Here is an 18,755-nt window from a genome sequence, read left to right on the forward strand (position 1 = left end):
TATCTGAAATACGTTCTTCGCCAGATCCAATCCGACGGTAACAACCTCTTTCTCCATGGAACGACTCCTAGACGTGGACCTACAACGACTGCACCTTGCCATATTTAGGCTGGTGCGAGAGCCGTCCACGACATCACGTCAGTCCCTGCAAAGAGGGATTCATGCAGCGAACACCGCTGCCGGCCTCTCCCTATCACATCATCGACGATATTGAGCACACGGAACTTTTGTTCGGACGCCACCTAGTCGTGAGCAAATAAAAGTTCGAAAAAGAGGGCTCGACACAGCGAAGCGCCGAACCCTCTTGCAATTAGCGAGTAAGTTCAAAACTTGCCGCGCACGGTGATGCCGTAAGTCCGCGGTTCCGCAAGAAAAGCGGAGAACGTTTGTTGCGGAGCCACGAAAGGCGTGTTGAAGGCCACCTGCGTATACCCAACGTCAAACAAATTATTGACCCATCCCTCGATCGCGAAGCGATCCGCAATATTGGTTAGACCCACACGCCCGTTCACTACGACGAAGCTGTCCTGTTCCTTGCCGAAGAGCAGGTCGGAACCGGTGTTGTAATCACCAGCCATACGAGCGTTCACGAAGACCAGGCCTTCGAGCCCACTGTCGCCGATTGGCGGCGTCCACGTAAGCGACGATGTTGCCACGATCTCTGGTGCATTCGACAGGTTGTCGCCTGGCAGCAAGCGTAGTGCGGGGTCGAGCGGTACCCCGGTATCGTCCCCGATAAGATTGTCTTCAAAGCTCGTATCAGAATAGGTGACGCCAAGGGTAATATCCAAATCACGAGCGGGCCGTAGATAGGTTTCGATCTCGACACCTTGAGCGATCACACCTGGTGCAACTTCATCGGAAGAGCATGCTCCGGTTGTCGCGCTTGCGTCCCTGTCGGCCCCGCCGAGATCGCTATCGCAACTATTGACCGTCTGCACGATGTAGAACGCCCCATTGAACGTGTTCAACTGGAAGTTACTGAACTCTTGCCGGAAGCCTGCAATGCTAACCCCGAACTCGCGTGTCGAGTATTTGAGGCCGATCTCATATGCATCGACTGTTTCTTCATCGAACTGCAGCGCGGCTGCCGAGATATTGGCCGGATCGAACGCAAGCGGATTTGACAGTGCAGACCTGTCGAGGTTGAAACCGCCCGCCTTGTAGCCGCGTGAATACGAACCGTAGACTAGCAGATCGGGAGTTGGCTTCCAGCTCAGGATAGCCGTGCCGGTAAACTCCTCTTCTTCGCGCGAGTCTTCGAGAGAAACTCCATCGAGCTCCGATGTCGAATTGCCTTGGCAGGAAAGGCTGATGATACCACCGGCCAGAGGTGCCAAAGTCGGAACACCCAGAAAGCCTCCGAGCAGATTGCGGTTTGTCGGACAAACCGTGTTGTCGTTGCGGAAAGTTGCGTCGAAGTCCTTGGTTTCGTTCGTATAACGAAGCCCCAGCGTCAAATCGAGCGTATCCGTGATCGCAAAGATATTATGCGTGAAGAACGCGAAGTTCTCACTCGTCTGATTGTAGACCTCGCTGACCGTTCCCAAATCGCTGATGCTTGCAAGGTTGTTGATACCTGCGAGGATCGCCGGGGTTGCAGCGCCGAATGCCGGGCTTCCGGTCAGCGTACCGTCCAATGCCGCCACGTTGGCACCCAGGCAATTGGAAGCCCCCGGATTGACCAAAGCCGGATTGATCGCGATCGCGATGCGGCACGCTACGAAATTGCCGTACTGGGTGCCGAACCGCAGATTATCACGCACCTGCAGTTCTTCATTGGCGTAATACGCGCCGATCAACCAATCGAGTTTGCCATCGAAGGCCTCACCGGTAAGGCGCAGTTCCTGAGTGAATGTTTCAAAGTCTCGAGCAAGAGCATTCTCGGTCGGAGCGCGGTAGAGAATATCGACAGTAGTGTAATCGGTGTCAGATCCCTGGCTGTTGGCATATTCACGGTAGCCCGTGATAGACGTCAACGTGACGTTCCCGAAATCCCAATTGATCTCAGCCGAAATACCGTAGTCTTCGGTTTCGCCTTCATAGCTTCTGCCTGGCGTAGGGTACAGGTCGCGGTTGAATGTGTCTTGGGTGAGGGCACGCGGATCCTGCCCAAGCGCAAGCAACACGGGAACGATCGGATTTGCGGTACTCGTCAGGGCGGCCCCATCCGATGGCCTCGTAAAGGGATCAAATCCAGCGCTGATCCGTGCAAGCGGAGCAAACTCGGGCTGGACGAACGTCGCGGCACAGCACGCTTCGTCCTTTTTGGAATAATCCCCGACAAGGCGAATGGACAGGTCGTCGTTAGGTTCGAACAGGAGCTGACCGCGGACCAGATAACGATCGCGATTGTTGATCGTCCCACGATTGGTAATATCGTTGTAGAAGCCGTCGCGCTCAAAATACACGCCGTCAACGCGCGCAGCTACTCTGTCGCCAAGCGGAGCGTTTATGCCGCCTTCGACGCGGATCGCATCATAGTTGCCATAAGTGAAGGCCCCGTATGCGCTGAAATCGAACTCGGGCGGTGCGGTATAGATATTGATCAGGCCTGCCGACGAGTTCCGCCCGCCCAAAGTACCTTGGGGACCGCGAAGTATCTCGACCCTGTCGATAGGGCCGAGCTCACTCAGGGCGCTTCCCGAACGAGAGCGATAGACTCCATCGACGAAAACCGCGACCGAACTTTCCAGACCAGGGTTGTCGCCGACCGTGCCGATACCGCGAATACGCGCGGAACCGTTAGCTTCGTTGCCGGTGGAAGACACCAGCAGAGACGGTGCAACCTGGTTCAGCTCACGTATGTCGCTGGCGCCCGAATTCTGGAGGGTTTCTCCGGAAACAGCTGACACGGCGACTGGAACATCCGCCAAGACCTGCGATCGCCCTTGCGCGGTAACAATGATTACGTTTTGGTCTTCGACATCGGCCCCTTCAACCAGATCCGCATCGGGTTCGCCAACATCCTGGGCGAAGGCGGCTGTCGGTGTGAAGGCAAGTGCCGCTGCCAATGCACCAAGGGCGCAATGGTGGCGTGATGGAAATCTTTTCATGTGCCTCTCCTCTAAGAATGTGCCCCATCCTAGGCACTAGTCGATGTTAGAAACGATGCCGATAAGCGCGTTTAATTTCAAAACTTGGTAGATGAATTGACGGATTATTTCACATTGTCGACAAGCATGTGGCAAAAATGCCATGCAGGTTACTACATGCAGGTTTCTAGTAGCCAGAAAGCTTGGAAAAACGGTCCTTTAACCAGCTCGACGAACCGAAGCTCGCTTCGAGCACGCGGGCGCGCTTGAGGTAGAAGCCGACGTCGTATTCGTCGGTCATGCCGATGCCGCCGTGGAGCTGGATGCCTTCGTTCGCCATCTTGTGCATCACGCGGTTGGCCTCCGCCTTGGCAATGGTCGCCGCACGCGCGACGCCGAAGCCGCCGTCGACGGCCTGGAGGCCCGCCTCGACCGCCGAACGCATCTGCGCGAGGTCGGCAAAGAGGTCCGCCATGCGGTGCTGCAGCGCCTGGAAGCTCGCCAGCACCTGGTTGAACTGCACGCGCTGCTTCAGATAGTCGAGCGTGTCGTCGAACACTTGCTGCGCCATGCCGAGCATTTCGGCCGCCGTGAGCACGCGCGCGCGGTCGAGCACGTCATCGAGCAGGCTGTCACCGCCATTGGCGAGCCTCTCCGCCGCCGCGCCGTCGAAGGTGACGTCGGCATGGCTGCGCTGGTCGGTCAGCTTGCGGGTGGTGAGCGCGACGCCGTCGCCTTTCTCGACCAGGTAGAGCCCGTCCTTGGCCGCAACGACGAACAGGTCCGCGCCATGCGCTTCATGGACGAAGGCCTTGGTGCCGCTCAGCTTGCCGTCGGACACACTGGTCTCGATCTTCGCAGGATCGTGGCTCGGCCCTTCGTCGATGGCGAGGGTGGCGATGGCCTCGCCGCTCGCCAGCCTGGGCAGCCACTTTGCCTTCTGCTCGTCGCTGCCGCCCAGAACGATCGCGCTCGCCGCGACGGTGTTCATCACCAGCGGGCTCGCGGTGAGCGTCTTGCCGAGCTCCTCGACGACGAGGCCCGCGGACAGGAAGCCGAAGTCCGAACCGCCGTGCTCTTCGGGGATGATGACCCCGGCCCAGCCCATCTGCGCCATCGTCGCATAGGCGTCGCGGTTGAAGGCTTCGGGCTCGCCGCTGGCGCGGACCTTGCGGAATTCGGTGACCGGGCTTTCGTTGACGGTCCATTCGCGCGCCATGTCGCGCAGCATTTCCTGTTCTTCGTTGAGAACGGCCATTGTCCTTGCTCCCCTCTCTTACTGGTGGTCGAGCATGCCGAGCACGCGCTTGGCGATGATGTTGTTCTGGATTTCGGTCGAGCCGCCGTAGATCGTGGTCGCCTTGCCGAAGAGCCACGCCCGCACGGCCTCGAGCTCCCCGTCCGAAAAGCCGTCGCCTTCCCAGCCGAGGCCCTGCAGGCCGCGGATTTCGATCAGCAATTCGCTGCGTTCCTGGCTCAGCTTGGTGCCGAGCTTCTTGAGCACCGAGCTGATTTCGGAGACGCCGCCAGCCGCCTTGCTTTCCTCCATCGCGCGGCGCGCAGTGAGCAGGAAGCTGTTCCAGCGGATCTCGAAATCGGCGATCTTGTCGCGCAGCACCGCATCGGCGAGTTCGCCGTCGGCGCCCGTCGGCTGGTACTTCTTGGCGATATCGCCAAGGCTCTGGCCCATCAGACGGGCGAGGCTGCCGCCGCCCGAGATGTTGGTGCGCTCGTGCTGCAGCAGGCGCTTGCCGATGGTCCAGCCCTGGCCTTCCTCGCCGACGAGGTTTTCCTTGGGCACCTTCACGTCGGTGAAAAAGGTTTCGCAGAACGGGCTGGTCCCGCTGATCATGGTGATCGGGCGAACCTCGACACCGGGCGTGTCCATGTCGATCAGCATGAAGCTGATGCCCCTGTGCTTGTCGCTCTTGTCGGTTCGCACAATTGCAAAGCACTTGTCGGCCCATTGGCCGCCGCTGGTCCAGGTCTTCTGGCCGTTGACGAGGTAGTGGTCCCCCTTGTCCTCGGCAAAGGTCTGGAGGTTGGCGAGGTCGGAACCGGCATTGGGTTCCGAATAGCCCTGGCACCAGCGGATTTCGCCGCGGCAGATCGGCGGAATATGCTCCTGCTTCTGTGCCTCGTTGCCGTATTCGAGCAGCGTCGGGCCGAACATCATGACGCCCATGCCGCCGATCGGGTTGTAGGCACCCGCCTTGGCGAATTCTTGGTCGATGATCTTCGCCTGCGCCTTGGTGAGGCCGCCGCCGCCGTATTCCTTCGGCCAGGTGGGGGTGCCCCAGCCGCGCGCGCCCACGGCTTCGCGCCACTTGGTCTGCGTCGGCGTTTCGTTGGTGGGGCCGTCCACGCCGGCTAGTGCGTTGGACTGGCCCTTGAGTTCGGCGGGAAAATTGTCCGCCAGAAACTGCTGCACTTCCGCGCGGAAGGCGTTTTCGTCGGTCTGGGTTGCGGGCTCAATTTGTGTGGCCATGGGCGTTTTCTCAAAGAATCGAGGAAAGACAGATAAGAATGTAGGCTACGGGGACGAAAATCCCTCCGTCAGTATTGTTGTTCGGGTAGGTGAAGAACCAATCCATCCAGCATCGGCTTCATCGGAATCTGGCAGGCAAGGCGACTGTATTCAGTGGTGCCTTCGGCGAACTGCAAGAGGTCGGCCTCCATTCCATCATGCATAAGCCGACCCACCTTGTCGATCCATTCGGGATCGACATGCACATGACAGGTCGCGCAAGCACATACCCCTCCGCAATCGCCATCGATACCCGGCACGTCATTGTATAGCGCCGCTTCCCTGGCTGTCTCGCCTTCTTCTATTTCGACCTCCCGTCGCTCACCATCGCTAGCCACGAACGTAATTTTGATCATCTTGAACTCCGCATTTCGATCTCGAGAGTCAGCGGGCGCGGAGCCGCACCGGCAGCCTGGTGATTCCGCGGACGAGGTTTGAAAAAAGACGCTCTGGTTCACCTGTAACCTCGACCCGGGAAAAGCGCTTGTGAATTTCTTCCCAGATGATCCGCAGCTGCAGTTCCGCGAGCCGGTTTCCCATGCAGCGGTGAATGCCATAGCCGAATGAGAGGTGATGGCGCGGATTTTTGCGGTCGATGATGAACTGGTCCGCGCGCTCGATAGCACTCTCGTCGCGGTTGCCTGACAGGTACCACATCACCACCTTGTCGCCCTTCTTGATCTGTTTGCCGCCGATCTCCCAATCTTCCAGCGCGGTGCGGCGCATATGAGTGAGGGGGGTCTGCCAACGGATGATTTCCGGAACCATTTTGCTAATGAGCGAAGGATCCGCGTCGAGTTTCGCGTACTCGTCCGGGCTTTGGTTCAAGGCGAGCACGCCGCCGCTGATGGAATTGCGTGTTGTGTCGTTTCCACCGACGATCAGCAGCATAAGATTGCCGAGAAACTCGAGGAACGGCATGTCGCGCGTGGCGGGAGAATGAGCCATCATCGAGATGAGGTCGTTCTTCGGCTCCTCGTTTATCCGTTCGTCCCACAGAGTCTTGAAATACATCGCGCAACCGATGAGTTCTTCGCGCCGCGCCTCGTAGGATTCGACGATCCCGGTTTCAGGTGCCGCAGTTGCTACATCGGACCAGCGCGTCAGCTTGCGCCGCTCCTCCCAAGGGAAATCAAACAAGGTTGCCAGCGTCATCGTCGTCAACTCGATCGCAACCTTATCCACCCAGTCGAAATCTTCGCCAATCGGGAGTTCATCGAGAATCTCTCCCGCGCGCTTGCGGATGATCGGCTCGAGCAGTTGCAGGTTGGACGGAGCCACTGCCGGAGTCACCGCCTTGCGCTGCTGATCGTGCTTGGGCGGGTCCATCGCTATGAACATTTCAAGTTCGAGCGCGCCTTCCACCGAATGCATGTCCTGGATTGCAATTCCGCCTAGCTTCGCTTCCGAAGAGAAGACCTTATGATTGGTGTCCACCGCCATGATGTCGTCGAACTTGGTAATGGACCAGTAAGGGCCGACATAGCTCTCGCGGCAGTAGTGCACAGGTTCTTCGGCGCGCAACCTGTCAAAAAATAGACCGATGGTATCGTTCTGAAACAGGCTTGGCCGGGCCACGTCGATTTCCTCGATCGGAATTGACGCGATCCTCGCCGCGGCATCCGGCTCGGCGATCTGGCTGTCCATAAGAACTATTCCTTCTACATCTCAGGCCTGATCGGCCTTCAGTCCTCCATAAGCGAGAAATCTCGTGCAGTCAATAAATCGTATACTCTTTTAGTCCCTTGCAGACACCAATCCCATCGGATAGTGTGCCGATCCAGCGAAGGTTGGCTAATATCCTTATACTGTTTATTCGAGAGGTGCGGGTGTGCTGATGAGTGGCGGATGCCAGCGGTGAAGAAGGCCAAGCGTGCCCTTTCTCTTGCGCAAAGCATCGTGCGGGACATCGAGGCGGGTCGCCATAACCCGGGTGACAGGCTTCCGCGCGAGGATGAAATGCTCGCGCGTTACGAGGTTGCGCGCGCAACTTTGCGGGAGGCTTTGCGGTTCCTGGAATTGCAAGGGGTCATCCATCTCCAGCTCGGCCGTGGTGGAGGTCCCGTCGTAGCCCGTCCGCAGACCGGCGATTTTGCAAGCAGTTTGTCATTGATTCTGCATTTCATGGAAGCCGATTTGCGTGGTTTGCTTGAATTGCGCGAAGCAATTGCTCCCGATGTCGCAGGGTATGCAGCCCAGCGTGCAACTACCGCTGATCTCAGCGCGTTGGCAGGGTGTCTGGCGGAATTGAGGCATCATGAAGCCTCTGATCAATTCGAGGAACTTAATCGCAGATTTCACGACTTGTTGGGTTGGGCGAGCGGCAATCCGCTGTTCGGTTTGCTGACCTCTGCGATGCATCTGTTGACCCGCGAGTTTTCCCATTCGCTGGGATATTCGGCACAGGAACGGGCGGTGCAGATGAAGTTTCTGGTGCGGGTGCTCGAGGCAGTGCGGACTGGCGACAGCGCCGCGGCCCGTCAAGCAATGAGCCGGTTGGTGGCCGGCTCTGCCGTCTATCTTTCGGAGCGCAGTCCCGAGCTGGTCTCGCAGCGGGTGCGATGGGGGCAGCTGTAGAATTTTCAATAGTTTGAGTGTGCGTTTAGGCAAGTGGCTGGAGAGGAAGAATGGCGTTGAAGAGCCGAATATGCGAAATGCTGGGGATCCGGTACCCGATCCTGCTTGCCGGGATGGGCGGAGCGAGCGTTCCGGCGCTGGCGGCTGCGGTTTCGAATGCCGGCGGGCTCGGGGTCCTGGGTGCCGCGGCGTGTTCGCCCGATCAGTTGCGTGACTGGATTCGCCAGACCCGGGAATTGACCGACAAACCTTTCGGTGTCGATACGCTGCTCCCCGCGTCGGTCAGGCGCGGCTCTGCCCCTCAAAGCGGTGCTGCACCCCAAAATCCCATGGATCTGATGGGTGAATATCAGCAGTTCGCGCGCGACTTCATGGATCGTGAAGAGCTTCCGGAGGTCGATGCTGCCGCCGCCATGCGGGCGGCGGGCGCGCCTGAAATGGGCAAGGGCGGCCCGCAGTTGTTCTCGAAGGAATTCTTTGAGGCGCAGATGGAAGTGGTGATCGAGGAAAAGGTGCCGGTTTATGCTGCCGGCCTTGGCAATCCTGAACCGTGGATGGATCGGCTCCATGCCAATGGCACCAAGGTCATGGCGGTGATCGGCAAGGTCAAGCACGCCGAACAGGTCGTCGGGTCGGGCATCGACATGATCGTCGCGCAAGGGCACGATGGCGGAGGTCACAACTCGCCGATCGGGACTATTTCCTTGATTCCCCAGGTGGTCGACGCCGTTGGCGATCGTGTTCCTGTCCTTGGGGCCGGCGGTATCTCGGATGGCCGGGGTGTTGCCGCTGCGATGATGCTGGGGGCAGAGGGCGCGTGGGTCGGCACGGCATTTCTCGCGACCGAGGAAGCGGGCATCGAGCGCTTCCAGAAAGAGGCGATCACCGAAAGCGGCGATGCCGATACGGTCGTTAGTCGATCGCTTACCGGCAAACCGGCGCGCATGATCCGTAACAAATGGGCCGACGCCTGGGTGCAGGCCGGAAAGGAACCTCTGCCGATGCCCTATCAGTCGATGATCTCCGGCCCGGTCATGGCCTCCGGGATCAAGGCAGAGCGCAAGGATGTCATCCCCGGCTTCGCGGGGCAAGGCATCGGCCTGATCGATTCGATCCGACCTGCCGCCGAAGTGATGCGCGACCTGGTCGATGGAGCCGAGAAGGCGTTGGCGTCCGCCGGTACCTACAAGTGAAGCGCAGGAGGCAAGAAGATGGCTTACGCCAAAGGTCATGAATTGCGCCGCCCCGTAGAGCCGCTGAAGGCGCTGGGGGCGATGAGGCAGCTGATTGCAGACAAGGAGGATACGGCGCAGGTGTTCCGTATCGTCAAGGCATTGTCGGGCAATTCCTATTATCGGAATTTCAATCTCTTCATGAAGTCGAGCGATGGGCGGCGCATCGCTTCCGACCGGGCCGACCTGCTTGAAACCTTGTGCGATCGCAAACGCCTTGCGACCTGTGCGTCTGGCACGCTTGGCCGAGCCTACCTCGATTTTGTTTACGGGGAGGGTCTGACAGCAGAAGGTCTGGCGGAAGCCAGCGAGGCCGGAGGTCTGGAGGACTTCGGCGACCCCGATGTTTCCCTCTATCGTCGGCGCCTTCGCGATTCGCATGACCTGTTTCACGTCGTCACCGGATACGGCAGGGACGCACTGGGCGAATTGTGCGTGCTGTCCTTCGGAAACGCGCAATTCTATAATCACGGGATCGCTTTCATCGTGGGCGTCGGCATTCCCAAGATGAAACTGGAAGCTGCCAAGTTGCCAGTGGCGCGCGCTGCATTTGAAGCGTGGCGCCGGGGCCGGGCTGCAGCCGATCTGACCACCTTCTACTGGGAAGAAAATCTCGATCGTCCGTTGGAGGATGCCCGCCGCGAGTTGCGACTGCGTCCGCCGGAGACCTATCAGAGGGTGCGCGCTCTTTCCGAACAGCTCGAACGCGATTACCAGGCGGTCAGGCAGGCATGAGCTTAAGCGACAAATCGGCCATCACCGGAGTGGGCGAAACCGCTTTCGTGAAAGGCACCGAGAAAACCGCGGTCGACATGATGCTGGAAGCATCGCGCAAAGCCATAGCAGATGCAGGGCTGAAGCCGTCGGATATCGACGGCATGGTTCCTCCGCCGATCTACACCACCTCGGAAGAGATGGCGGCTAACCTCGGTATCGAAGTTCTGCGCTATGCCTCTACGGTCCACATGGGCGGGGCGAGCCCTACCACGGCACTCCAGAACGCCGCGATGGCAATTGCCAGCGGCTTATGCGACCATGTGCTGGTGACGCTCGGGTGGAACGGTTATTCCGCCTTGCGGCCCAAGCCTGGCGCACCGCCGACGCGGCCGATGAACATGAACACCCTGACGAATACGATCCAAGGCTATTACATTCCGTATGGCGTGTTCCTGCCGGTGCAGATGTATGCCTGGCTCGCCACCCGGCACTCCCGAATTTACGATATCGGCCCGGAAGCGATGGCGGCCGTTGCACTGGCGTGCCGTCGCCATGCGCAGATGAATCCGCAGGCCTTCACTCATGGCCGGGAACTGGATGCCGAAACCTACCATTCCGCGCGCTGGATATCCGAACCCTTTCGCCTCTACGATTGCTGTCTGGAGACTGACGGGGCATGCGCAGTCGTGGTTTCGCGAATGGACCGCGCCAGGGACATGCCGCATGTTCCCGTGAGCATCGCCGGTGCGGCTGAAGGGCATCCTTACCCCGCCGACGATATCCCTTCGCGTCCCGACCCCTTCAAGATCGGCCTGAGCTACGCCGCGCCGCGCGCGTTCGAAATGGCGGGGGTCGATCGCGAAGACATGGATTTTCTGCAGATCTACGACTGCTTCACCTACGTGGTTCTCCTGCAGCTGGAGGCCCTGGGCTATTGCGAACCAGGTGGACAGGCAGAGTTCGTCGCGAATGGCCAGATCGAGCTGGGCGGGCGCTATCCCGTCAACACCCATGGCGGCCTGCTGAGCGAGGCCCATATTTGGGGACTGAACCATGTCGTCGAGGCGGTGCGTCAGTTGCGCCACGATTGTGGGGAGCGGCAGGTCGAAGGCGCCCAGACCGGCCTGGTGACCGGCTGGGGCGATCTGGGTGACGGCAGTATAGCGATTTTGAGGAGGTTTGCGTGAGCGACGAGAAAGATCTGCCGCCCAAGATGCGCCCCTCGGCGCAGGCCGCACCAGCCAAGCCAAAGCCGCGCCCGCAGGATCCGGTGGAGCAGGAATTCTGGAACCGGTGTCAGGACGGCAACCTTTACTTCCAGCAGTGCGAAGGATGCGGCAGTTTTCGGCATTTGCCGCGCTATATGTGCGCCCGATGCGGTTCTCCTGAATGGTCGTGGGAGCGTAGCACCGGCAATGGCACGCTGTTTTCCTGGACGGTGACCCATCAGGCACTGCATCCCGCCTTCGCCGGCGAGATTCCCTTCATCGCTGCGGTGGTGGAACTGGAGGAGGGAGTGCGCATGGCAACCCGGCTGGTCGATTGCGCGCTCGACGAGCTTGAGCTCGATCTGCCGGTCACGCTGGATTTCGAGCCGATCTCCGAAGATTTTCGCCTGCCAGTATTCCGACCCGTCGCGATCGCGCGCGCAGAAGGATAGACCAAGATGGATCTCGACTACGGACCCCAGTATGACGCGTTTCGCGAGGAAGTGCGCCAGTTCCTGCAAACCCACGGTCACCGCGCACCCGATGGCCAAGGCCGTGCCGCGCGCCCTTCCCCCGAAGCCGTCGAATGGCAAAAGCTGTTGATCCTGCATGGTTACACGGCGCGTACGATTCCCAAGGAATACGGCGGATACGGAGCCGAGCCGGACATCCTGAAATCGCGGATCATTGCCGAGGAATTTTCGCGCGCTGGCATCCCCGCAGGCCTTGCGAACCAGGGCATTTCCATGCTCGTTCCCACGCTGCTGGAACTCGGAACCGAAGCCCAGAAACAGCAATGGATCGAGCCGACCCTTAATGGCGAGATAATCTGGTGTCAGGGATATTCGGAACCTGGAGCGGGATCGGACCTCGCCGCGCTCAAGACCAGCGCCCGCGTCGAAAATGGCGACTTTGTCATCAACGGACAGAAGATCTGGACCAGCACGGCCAAGCAGGCGGACATGATCTTTTGCCTTGTTCGGACCGAACCGGACGCGCCCAAGCACGGCGGCATCTCCTACTTGATCTTCTCGATGGACACACCAGGGATCGAGGTCCGACCACTCAAGACCATGACCGGTCACGCCGAGTTCAATGAAACGTTCTTTACCGACGTGCGGGTTCCCCTGGACCAGATCGTCGGGCAGCGCGGGCAGGGGTGGTACGTGGCCAATGCCACACTGGGCCATGAACGTGGCATGCTGGGCGACCCCGATGCACTGGAAAACCGGCTCCAGGCGCTGGTCAGGCTGATGCAAAAAGAACGCATCGGCCAGGGTTGCGCAATGGACAACGCCGTTCTGCGTGACCGGCTGGTTGCATTGCAAGCCGAAGTCGCGGCGATGAAATTCAACGGCATGCGCATCCTGTCGAACAGCCTTAGGGGGGATGCCGGCGGCATGGCGAAACTTGTCGTGAAGCTGCAGAGCTGTGAGCTCGCCCATCAGATTTCCGCGCTCGCGATCGACGCAATGGGCGAGATGGGCATACTCTATCACGGAAGCGAGCGCGAGCGCGAAGACGGTGCCTGGCAGTGGAACTACATGTTCCAGCTTGGTCTGATCATCGGTGGAGGCACCGCCCAGATCCAGAAGAACATCATCGCCGAACGCGGGCTGGAAATGCCGCGCGAACCCAAGTTCGCAACGCCTCCCGCGGCCGAACAGGCGACGGCCGTTGCAAGCGGGCAGAATAAGGGAGCCGCCTGATGGATTTCGGACTTTCGCAAGACCAGGAGATGCTCTGCGACGCGATCAGCCGCACTCTTGCTGATACTTGTCCGCTCGATCATGTGCGCGAATGCGCGGAGGGCTCGGTTCCCTTCAGCGACAACGTGCGTTCGGCGCTGGGCGAAATCGGCATTTGGGGAATGATGGTTCCCGAGCAACATGACGGGCTCGGGATGACAATGCTCGATGCCGCCGCTGTGGCCGAGCAGCTCGGCTATGCCGTCGCGCCGGTGCCTTTTATCGGTGCCCATGTACTGGCACCCCTTGCGCTGGCACAGGGCGGTAGCGAGGAGTTGAAGGCGCACTGGCTGCCGAGGATAGCGAAGGGCGAGGCGCAAATCGCCGTCGCGATCGCGGAAACGGTGGAGATCCGGGACCGGGCAGGCGTGGACTTCGACGGCGCAAAGCTCGACGGAACGGCTTTGTTCGCGCTCGACTTCCTGGAAGCCGACGCGTTTCTGGTAGCCGATACCGCCGGTCGTATGCACTTCGTAGCTGGCGATGCTGCGGGTCTGGAGAAGGTTGCTCTCAAAACGATCGACCGGACCCGGAGCGTAGGGGAGCTGCGGTTTTCTGGCGTAGCGGGCGAGGCTCTCGCGGACGATGGTGGGGCCACAGTCAGGCGCCTGCGGGACGCCAGCCGGGTGCTCCTAGCCGCCGATAGCCTCGGTGCGGGCCAGGCTATGATCGAAAAAGCGGTCGACTATGCCGGGCAGCGCGAACAGTTCGGACGAGTGATCGGCAGCTTCCAGGCGGTCAAGCATATGTGCGCGGAAATGGCTGCCCGCCATGAACCATGCCGTTCGCTGGTCTGGTATGCCGCCCATGCGTTCGATGCGACGCCCGACGAGGCTTCGCTGGTGGCATGCCATGCCAAATCACATACGGGCGAAGTCCACCGTTTTGTCGCCCGAACCTCAACCGAGGTGCATGGGGGGATGGGTTTTACCGATCTCCTAGGTCTGCATTTCTGGTTCAAGCGAATCGGTTTCGACCGCCAGGTTCTGGGAGGTCCCGAAGCGGTCCGGGCCGAAGCAGCGGCCTTGCAGGGGTGGACGCAGGTCGCATGAGACGATGAATTAGGCGCACGCTACCGACAAAATCGTGGCCACCAAGGAGAGAGGAATTAATACGTGATCGACTGGAACCTTGGCGACATCCTTGATGCAATCGAACCTGCGGTCCCGGAAGATGCTCCGGCGCTGATTAACGGCGACCGGATCATTACCTGGCCCGAAATGTCGAAGCGTTCGAACAATTTGGCGCGCAATCTGCGCGCGCAAGGTGCAGGCGACGGGGCGAAGATAGCCTTCTACATGCGCAACCGTTCCGAATACGGGGAATTGATGGCCGCATGCTTCAAGGGCCGCCTCACGCACGTGAACATCAATTATCGTTACCGTCCCGAGGAGGTTTTCTACATCTTCGACGATTCCGATAGCGAGGTAATTGTTTACAGTTCCGAGTTCCGCGACTGCATTCTTGAACTGAAGGAACGGTTGACCAAGGTTCATACATTTGTAGAAATCGGCGATGCTTCGCAGATCGCTTCCTTCGCGCTTCCTTACGAAAAACTTGTAGAAGGTAACGGCGCGCCTCTCGATATCGAGCGTTCTCCCGATGACCTGCTGTTCATATATACAGGCGGTACCACCGGCATGCCCAAGGGCGTGATGTGGCGACACGATGATATGCGCAAGGCTCAGCTCGACGCGCAAAAGCTGCTGGGTCCGGTTCCCCAGACCATGGAGGAAATGGTGGCCCTGGTGAAGCAGGGCGAGCTTGCACGCATCACTTTGCCGGCGTGCCCGCTGATGCATGGAACCGGGTTCATTACTGCTATCGGCACGCTCATGTCGGGCGGGGCCATCGTCACGCTGTCCGATCCATCCTTCGACGCGGAAGAATTGTGGGATGCGGTGGACCAGCACAAGGTGCAGAGCATCGCCATTGTCGGTGACGCTTTTGCCAAACCCATGCTGCAGGCGCTGGACGCCCACCCGAAGCGCTGGGACACGAGCAGCCTGATTTCGATCATCTCGTCCGGCGTCATGTGGAGTAAACAGGTAAAGGCGGGCCTGTGCAAACATATCCCCCAGGTCATCCTCATGGACAGTTTTGGCGCTTCGGAAGGGCTGGGCTACGGCTTGTCGGTGACGACCGCACAGGGCGGCACCAACACCGCGAAATTCGGGATCGGGGAATTTTGCGACGTATTCGACGAGAACGACCGGAAGGTCGAGGCGGGGAGCGGCGTGCCCGGCTTTATTGCCCGCAAGGGCGCAATCCCCACAGGATACTACAAGGACCCGGAAAAGTCGGCCAAGACTTTCAGGACGATCGATGGCGTGCGTTACTCCATCCCGGGCGACTGGTGCCGGGTGGAATCCGATGGAAGCCTGACCTTGCTGGGCCGCGGCAGCGTCTGCATCAACACCGCAGGTGAAAAGGTTTACCCCGAGGAGGTGGAGGAAGTGCTCAAAACCCATCCCGCCATTGCCGACGCGCTTGTCGTCGGGGTGCCTGACGAAAAATGGGGCGAAGCGGTGACCGCTGTGGTGCATTTGACCCAGGATGCGGACTTCGACGCGCAAGCGATCAAGGATCACGTGCGGGAACAATTGGCAGGCTACAAAACACCCAAGGCGATTTGCCCAACGCAAACCGCCTTGCGCGCGTCAAACGGCAAGGCGGATTATACTACGGCCAAAGAGATCGCGAAAGCGGGTGCCGGGGCCTCGTGAGCCATTTGCCCCCTCCTGACTATGATGTCGTAATCGTCGGGGCCGGGTTCAGCGGAATATACCTGCTTTACAAGCTGCGTCAGGCGGGGTTCGACGTTCTGCTGGTAGACGCAGCGGAGCAGCCGGGGGGAATCTGGTACTGGAACCGCTACCCGGGAGCACGGGTCGATTCCCAGGTTCCACTTTACGAATTTTCCATTGCGGAAGTATGGAAAAGCTGGACGTGGAGCGAACGATTTCCAGGCTGGGAGGAACTGCGCGCCTATTTCCTCCACGTCTGCGATACGCTCGACCTCTGGCCGGCAATGCGAATGAAAACACGGGTCGAAAGCGCGCAGTTCGATGAAGACACCGCCTACTGGCGATTGAAGCTCGACGAAGGCGGGAAAGTAAGCGCGCGTTTCCTTTTGCCGGCCCTGGGGTTCGCCTCGAAACCCTACATTCCCGATATCCCGGGTCTTAGCGATTTCGAAGGCGACTGGTGCCATACCGCCCGCTGGCCGCAGGAAGGCATCGACCTTTCTGGCCGCCGGATCGCCCTGATCGGCACGGGTGCCAGCGGCGTACAGGTGGCGCAGGAGGCGGCAAGCTGCGCGGAGCAGCTGACGCTTTTTCAGCGAACCCCGATTCTCGCCCTTCCCATGCGGCAGGAAAAACTGGACGCTGATCGTCAGCTTCGCGAAAAATCCGAATATCCCGCTGTCTTCCAGAAAAGGCTTACGACAAGTGGCGGTTTCGAATGCCAATCGCTGGACATCTCGGCCCTGGCTGTGACCGAGGAAGAGCGGACTACGCATTTCGAGGATTTGTGGCAGCGAGGAGGGTTGCGCTTCTGGTATCATAATTTCGCTGACATACTGACGAACGAGGACGCCAATCGCCACGCCTACGAGTTCTGGCGTGACAAGGTGCGCGAGCGGATCTGCGACCCGACCATTGCCGAGAAGCTCGCTCCCGATGAGCCGCCACATCCCTTCGGGACCAAGCGACCATCGCTCGAACAGAATTATTACGAGATCTTCGCACAAGACAATGTGACGCTGGTCGATCTGAACGACACCGCGATCACTCGCGTCACCGAGGCCGGGATAGAAACAGCCACTGGCATGATCCCGTGCGATCTCATTGTCTTCGCGACCGGCTTCGATGCCGGTCGTGGCGGGCTCATCGACATGAACATCACCGGCCGCGGTGGGCTGGGGCTGGCAGAAGCATGGAAGAGCGAGATCAAAGCCTATCTAGGCATGGCCGTCGCCCAATTTCCGAACATGCTGTTCGCCTACGGCCCGCTCAGCCCTTCAGGCTTTTCCAACGGTCCGACAAGCGCCGAAATCCAGGGTGACTGGATCTGCGATTTCCTGATCTGGCTGCGCGATAACAGGATCGGCCTTTTCGAAGCCGATGCGCTGGCCGAGCGAAGCTGGACCGATATGGTCGCCCAAGTAGGGTCGATGACGCTCTTCCCCAAGGCTGAATCGTGGTACATGGGCGCCAATATTCCCGGCAAACCCCGACAACTGATCAATTTCCCCAGCGTATCTGGTTACGCCGATCTATGCCACGATGTCGCACGGCACGATTATCGTGGTTTTATCAGGAATACACTATCCGGTATGGAGACTGCGCCGAAATGAATGAAATGAAACCAATCCACGACGGGTCAGCAGATATCGATCCCGTATGGGCCGGCGACGGGGCGGATATACCCGAATGGTTCGCCTGGGCGCTGAGCGTGCCCCGTGAGGAAGGCTTCGTAGAGGTTGGTGGCGCGCGGGTGCATTATCTTCGCTGGGGCAAGCGTGACCGGCCCAAATTGCTCATGACTCACGGTTTTCTCGCCCATGCCCGCTGCTTTGCCTTCATCGCACCGTACCTTGCCGAAGACTACGACGTGGTGGCGTTCGATCTGGCCGGTATGGGCGATAGCGAGATGCGCGGCGTGGCCGATATAGCTGCGCGGGGAAAGGAATTCGTCGAGATCAGCGAAGCGCTCGATTTGTTTGCGGATGGAAGCAGACCGACGATCATCGCCCATAGCTTCGGCTCGGGTGCAGCGCTGACCGCCGTTTCCCAATCGCCGGATGCCTTCGCCGGCGTTATTGTCTGCGATCTCATGGTGATGCGGCCCGAAAAGCTGGAGAAATACTGGACCATGGGCAGATCGAGCCCCGGGTCGGGTAATCCTGACAAACCGGTGCGACGCTACCCCACCTACGAAGCGGCGCGCGAGAGGTATATCCTGTCGCCGCCGCAGGCAGTTGGTGAGCCGTTCCTGATGGATTACATGGCCTATCACTCTCTCCGCCGCGATGGCGAGGAGTGGACATGGAAGTTTTCTCCCGAAGTGTTCCGGCGCAGCAACAAGCCCGACGAATGGCTGACAGTAGGCCAGAGGCTGGTCGATGCGCCCGGGCGCAAAGCGATTGTGTACGGCGAGAAAAGTCAGCTCTTTGATCGCGATTCCGCCCGCTATATCCGGGAACTGGGAGGGGGAAAGATACCAATTGTTGCAGTGCCCGATGCACGCCATCATCTCATGCTGGATCAGCCGCTCGCGTTCGTCGCTGCGCTTCGGGCGGTACTGGCCTTTTGGAGCCTCTGAGATCCCCCATACTAAGAGGCTGGTTCCTGGTCAGAGGCCAGCGAGATGGGGGTAAAGGGCGTCCATATTCATCTTGTACTATATCCGAACCATTGTCGCCGTCGGCACGGCGAACGCTTCGTTGGTCTCGATGCCAGCTGGGGCAAAAGCTTTATCGGGAGCAACTCGCTTAGCGCGCCAACCATTGCTGATCTTTAGCAAACGTTCACTCCGCGTGCGATCTGGATCGTGGCCCATGGGGTCAAAAGATAAGGCGCTTTACTAATATCACGCGGATGTATATGCCCATGGACGGGGATTGGGCTAATTCTCTCCCTCTCCTCTCCACAGACTAAGGGGCGACCCTCGAGGTCGCCCCATTTTGCAGTAAGCGGCGGAGCCAA

The 18,755-nt window shown here is 59.5% G+C and carries 15 protein-coding genes; 10 read left to right on the forward strand and 5 right to left on the reverse strand.

Going from position 1 to position 18,755, the window contains the following annotated elements; genetic code table 11:
* Positions 1-323: 323 nt before the first annotated feature.
* The 5 genes from AC13CE_RS01790 to AC13CE_RS01810 form a co-directional block, all read right to left on the reverse strand.
* A complete protein-coding gene (locus AC13CE_RS01790) occupies positions 324-3,056 on the reverse strand; it encodes a TonB-dependent receptor (protein WP_482971292.1) in 2,733 nt (910 codons plus the stop codon).
* Between the two features lie 166 nt (positions 3,057-3,222).
* Entirely contained in the window at positions 3,223-4,293 is a 1,071-nt protein-coding gene (locus AC13CE_RS01795; protein ID WP_067182382.1) for an acyl-CoA dehydrogenase family protein, read from the reverse strand.
* Between the two features lie 18 nt (positions 4,294-4,311).
* Positions 4,312-5,523 carry an acyl-CoA dehydrogenase family protein gene (locus AC13CE_RS01800; protein WP_067182385.1) on the reverse strand — a complete coding sequence of 404 codons (1,212 nt, stop codon included), beginning with the start codon at positions 5,521-5,523 and terminating at the stop codon, positions 4,312-4,314.
* A gap of 68 nt (positions 5,524-5,591) precedes the next feature.
* Positions 5,592-5,918, reverse strand: a complete 327-nt coding sequence (locus AC13CE_RS01805; RefSeq protein WP_006834191.1) for a 2Fe-2S iron-sulfur cluster-binding protein — start codon at positions 5,916-5,918, stop codon at positions 5,592-5,594.
* A 28-nt stretch (positions 5,919-5,946) separates the two neighbouring features.
* Positions 5,947-7,209: a cytochrome P450 gene (locus AC13CE_RS01810; RefSeq protein WP_006834190.1), complete on the reverse strand. Its 1,263-nt coding sequence runs from the start codon at positions 7,207-7,209 to the stop codon at positions 5,947-5,949.
* A gap of 201 nt (positions 7,210-7,410) precedes the next feature.
* On the opposite strand from AC13CE_RS01810, the gene AC13CE_RS01815 reads away from it, so the two are divergent.
* The 10 genes from AC13CE_RS01815 to AC13CE_RS01860 all read left to right on the forward strand — a co-directional run bounded on the left by AC13CE_RS01815 (position 7,411) and on the right by AC13CE_RS01860 (position 18,372).
* Complete coding sequence (locus AC13CE_RS01815; protein ID WP_011415894.1) at positions 7,411-8,139, forward strand: FadR/GntR family transcriptional regulator; 729 nt, start codon at positions 7,411-7,413, stop codon at positions 8,137-8,139.
* Positions 8,140-8,189: 50 nt separating this feature from the next.
* The gene (locus AC13CE_RS01820; RefSeq protein WP_067182388.1) at positions 8,190-9,332 is read left to right on the forward strand and encodes an NAD(P)H-dependent flavin oxidoreductase; all 1,143 of its coding nucleotides are present in this window, start codon (positions 8,190-8,192) and stop codon (positions 9,330-9,332) included.
* A gap of 18 nt (positions 9,333-9,350) precedes the next feature.
* Positions 9,351-10,106, forward strand: a complete 756-nt coding sequence (locus AC13CE_RS01825) for a ubiquinone biosynthesis protein COQ4 (RefSeq protein WP_237233938.1) — start codon at positions 9,351-9,353, stop codon at positions 10,104-10,106.
* Positions 10,103-11,275, forward strand: a complete 1,173-nt coding sequence (locus AC13CE_RS01830) for a thiolase C-terminal domain-containing protein (RefSeq protein WP_067182393.1) — start codon at positions 10,103-10,105, stop codon at positions 11,273-11,275. The genes AC13CE_RS01825 and AC13CE_RS01830 overlap by 4 nt, the downstream gene beginning before the upstream one ends.
* Positions 11,272-11,748 (forward strand): Zn-ribbon domain-containing OB-fold protein, encoded by a 477-nt coding sequence (locus tag AC13CE_RS01835; RefSeq protein WP_006834185.1) that lies wholly within the window; start codon positions 11,272-11,274, stop codon positions 11,746-11,748. The genes AC13CE_RS01830 and AC13CE_RS01835 overlap by 4 nt, the downstream gene beginning before the upstream one ends.
* A 6-nt stretch (positions 11,749-11,754) precedes the next feature.
* Positions 11,755-13,005: an acyl-CoA dehydrogenase family protein gene (locus AC13CE_RS01840; RefSeq protein ID WP_067182395.1), complete on the forward strand. Its 1,251-nt coding sequence runs from the start codon at positions 11,755-11,757 to the stop codon at positions 13,003-13,005.
* A complete protein-coding gene (locus AC13CE_RS01845) occupies positions 13,005-14,096 on the forward strand; it encodes an acyl-CoA dehydrogenase family protein (protein WP_482971293.1) in 1,092 nt (363 codons plus the stop codon). The genes AC13CE_RS01840 and AC13CE_RS01845 overlap by 1 nt, the downstream gene beginning before the upstream one ends.
* A gap of 63 nt (positions 14,097-14,159) precedes the next feature.
* Positions 14,160-15,770, forward strand: coding sequence for an acyl-CoA synthetase (locus AC13CE_RS01850; RefSeq protein ID WP_067182399.1), 1,611 nt, complete (start codon positions 14,160-14,162; stop codon positions 15,768-15,770).
* Positions 15,767-17,404, forward strand: a complete 1,638-nt coding sequence (locus AC13CE_RS01855; protein ID WP_067182402.1) for a flavin-containing monooxygenase — start codon at positions 15,767-15,769, stop codon at positions 17,402-17,404. The genes AC13CE_RS01850 and AC13CE_RS01855 overlap by 4 nt, the downstream gene beginning before the upstream one ends.
* A complete protein-coding gene (locus tag AC13CE_RS01860; RefSeq protein WP_067182404.1) occupies positions 17,401-18,372 on the forward strand; it encodes an alpha/beta fold hydrolase in 972 nt (323 codons plus the stop codon). Before AC13CE_RS01855 ends, AC13CE_RS01860 begins: the two co-directional genes overlap by 4 nt.
* The last annotated feature ends 383 nt before the right edge of the window (positions 18,373-18,755 follow it).

Source organism: Qipengyuania sp. B-5 (genome assembly GCF_056857815.1).

What these genes read in the sequence shown, in the direction of transcription:
- AC13CE_RS01800 (WP_067182385.1), bottom strand. Translation starts at nt 5,523, where the DNA reads ATGGCCACACAAATTGAGCCCGCAACCCAGACCGACGAAAACGCCTTC.
- AC13CE_RS01790 (WP_482971292.1), bottom strand. Translation starts at nt 3,056, where the DNA reads ATGAAAAGATTTCCATCACGCCACCATTGCGCCCTTGGTGCATTGGCA.
- AC13CE_RS01825 (WP_237233938.1), top strand. Translation starts at nt 9,351, where the DNA reads ATGGCTTACGCCAAAGGTCATGAATTGCGCCGCCCCGTAGAGCCGCTG.
- AC13CE_RS01830 (WP_067182393.1), top strand. Translation starts at nt 10,103, where the DNA reads ATGAGCTTAAGCGACAAATCGGCCATCACCGGAGTGGGCGAAACCGCT.
- AC13CE_RS01805 (WP_006834191.1), bottom strand. Translation starts at nt 5,918, where the DNA reads ATGATCAAAATTACGTTCGTGGCTAGCGATGGTGAGCGACGGGAGGTC.
- AC13CE_RS01820 (WP_067182388.1), top strand. Translation starts at nt 8,190, where the DNA reads ATGGCGTTGAAGAGCCGAATATGCGAAATGCTGGGGATCCGGTACCCG.
- AC13CE_RS01845 (WP_482971293.1), top strand. Translation starts at nt 13,005, where the DNA reads ATGGATTTCGGACTTTCGCAAGACCAGGAGATGCTCTGCGACGCGATC.
- AC13CE_RS01795 (WP_067182382.1), bottom strand. Translation starts at nt 4,293, where the DNA reads ATGGCCGTTCTCAACGAAGAACAGGAAATGCTGCGCGACATGGCGCGC.
- AC13CE_RS01860 (WP_067182404.1), top strand. Translation starts at nt 17,401, where the DNA reads ATGAATGAAATGAAACCAATCCACGACGGGTCAGCAGATATCGATCCC.
- AC13CE_RS01815 (WP_011415894.1), top strand. Translation starts at nt 7,411, where the DNA reads ATGCCAGCGGTGAAGAAGGCCAAGCGTGCCCTTTCTCTTGCGCAAAGC.
- AC13CE_RS01810 (WP_006834190.1), bottom strand. Translation starts at nt 7,209, where the DNA reads ATGGACAGCCAGATCGCCGAGCCGGATGCCGCGGCGAGGATCGCGTCA.
- AC13CE_RS01840 (WP_067182395.1), top strand. Translation starts at nt 11,755, where the DNA reads ATGGATCTCGACTACGGACCCCAGTATGACGCGTTTCGCGAGGAAGTG.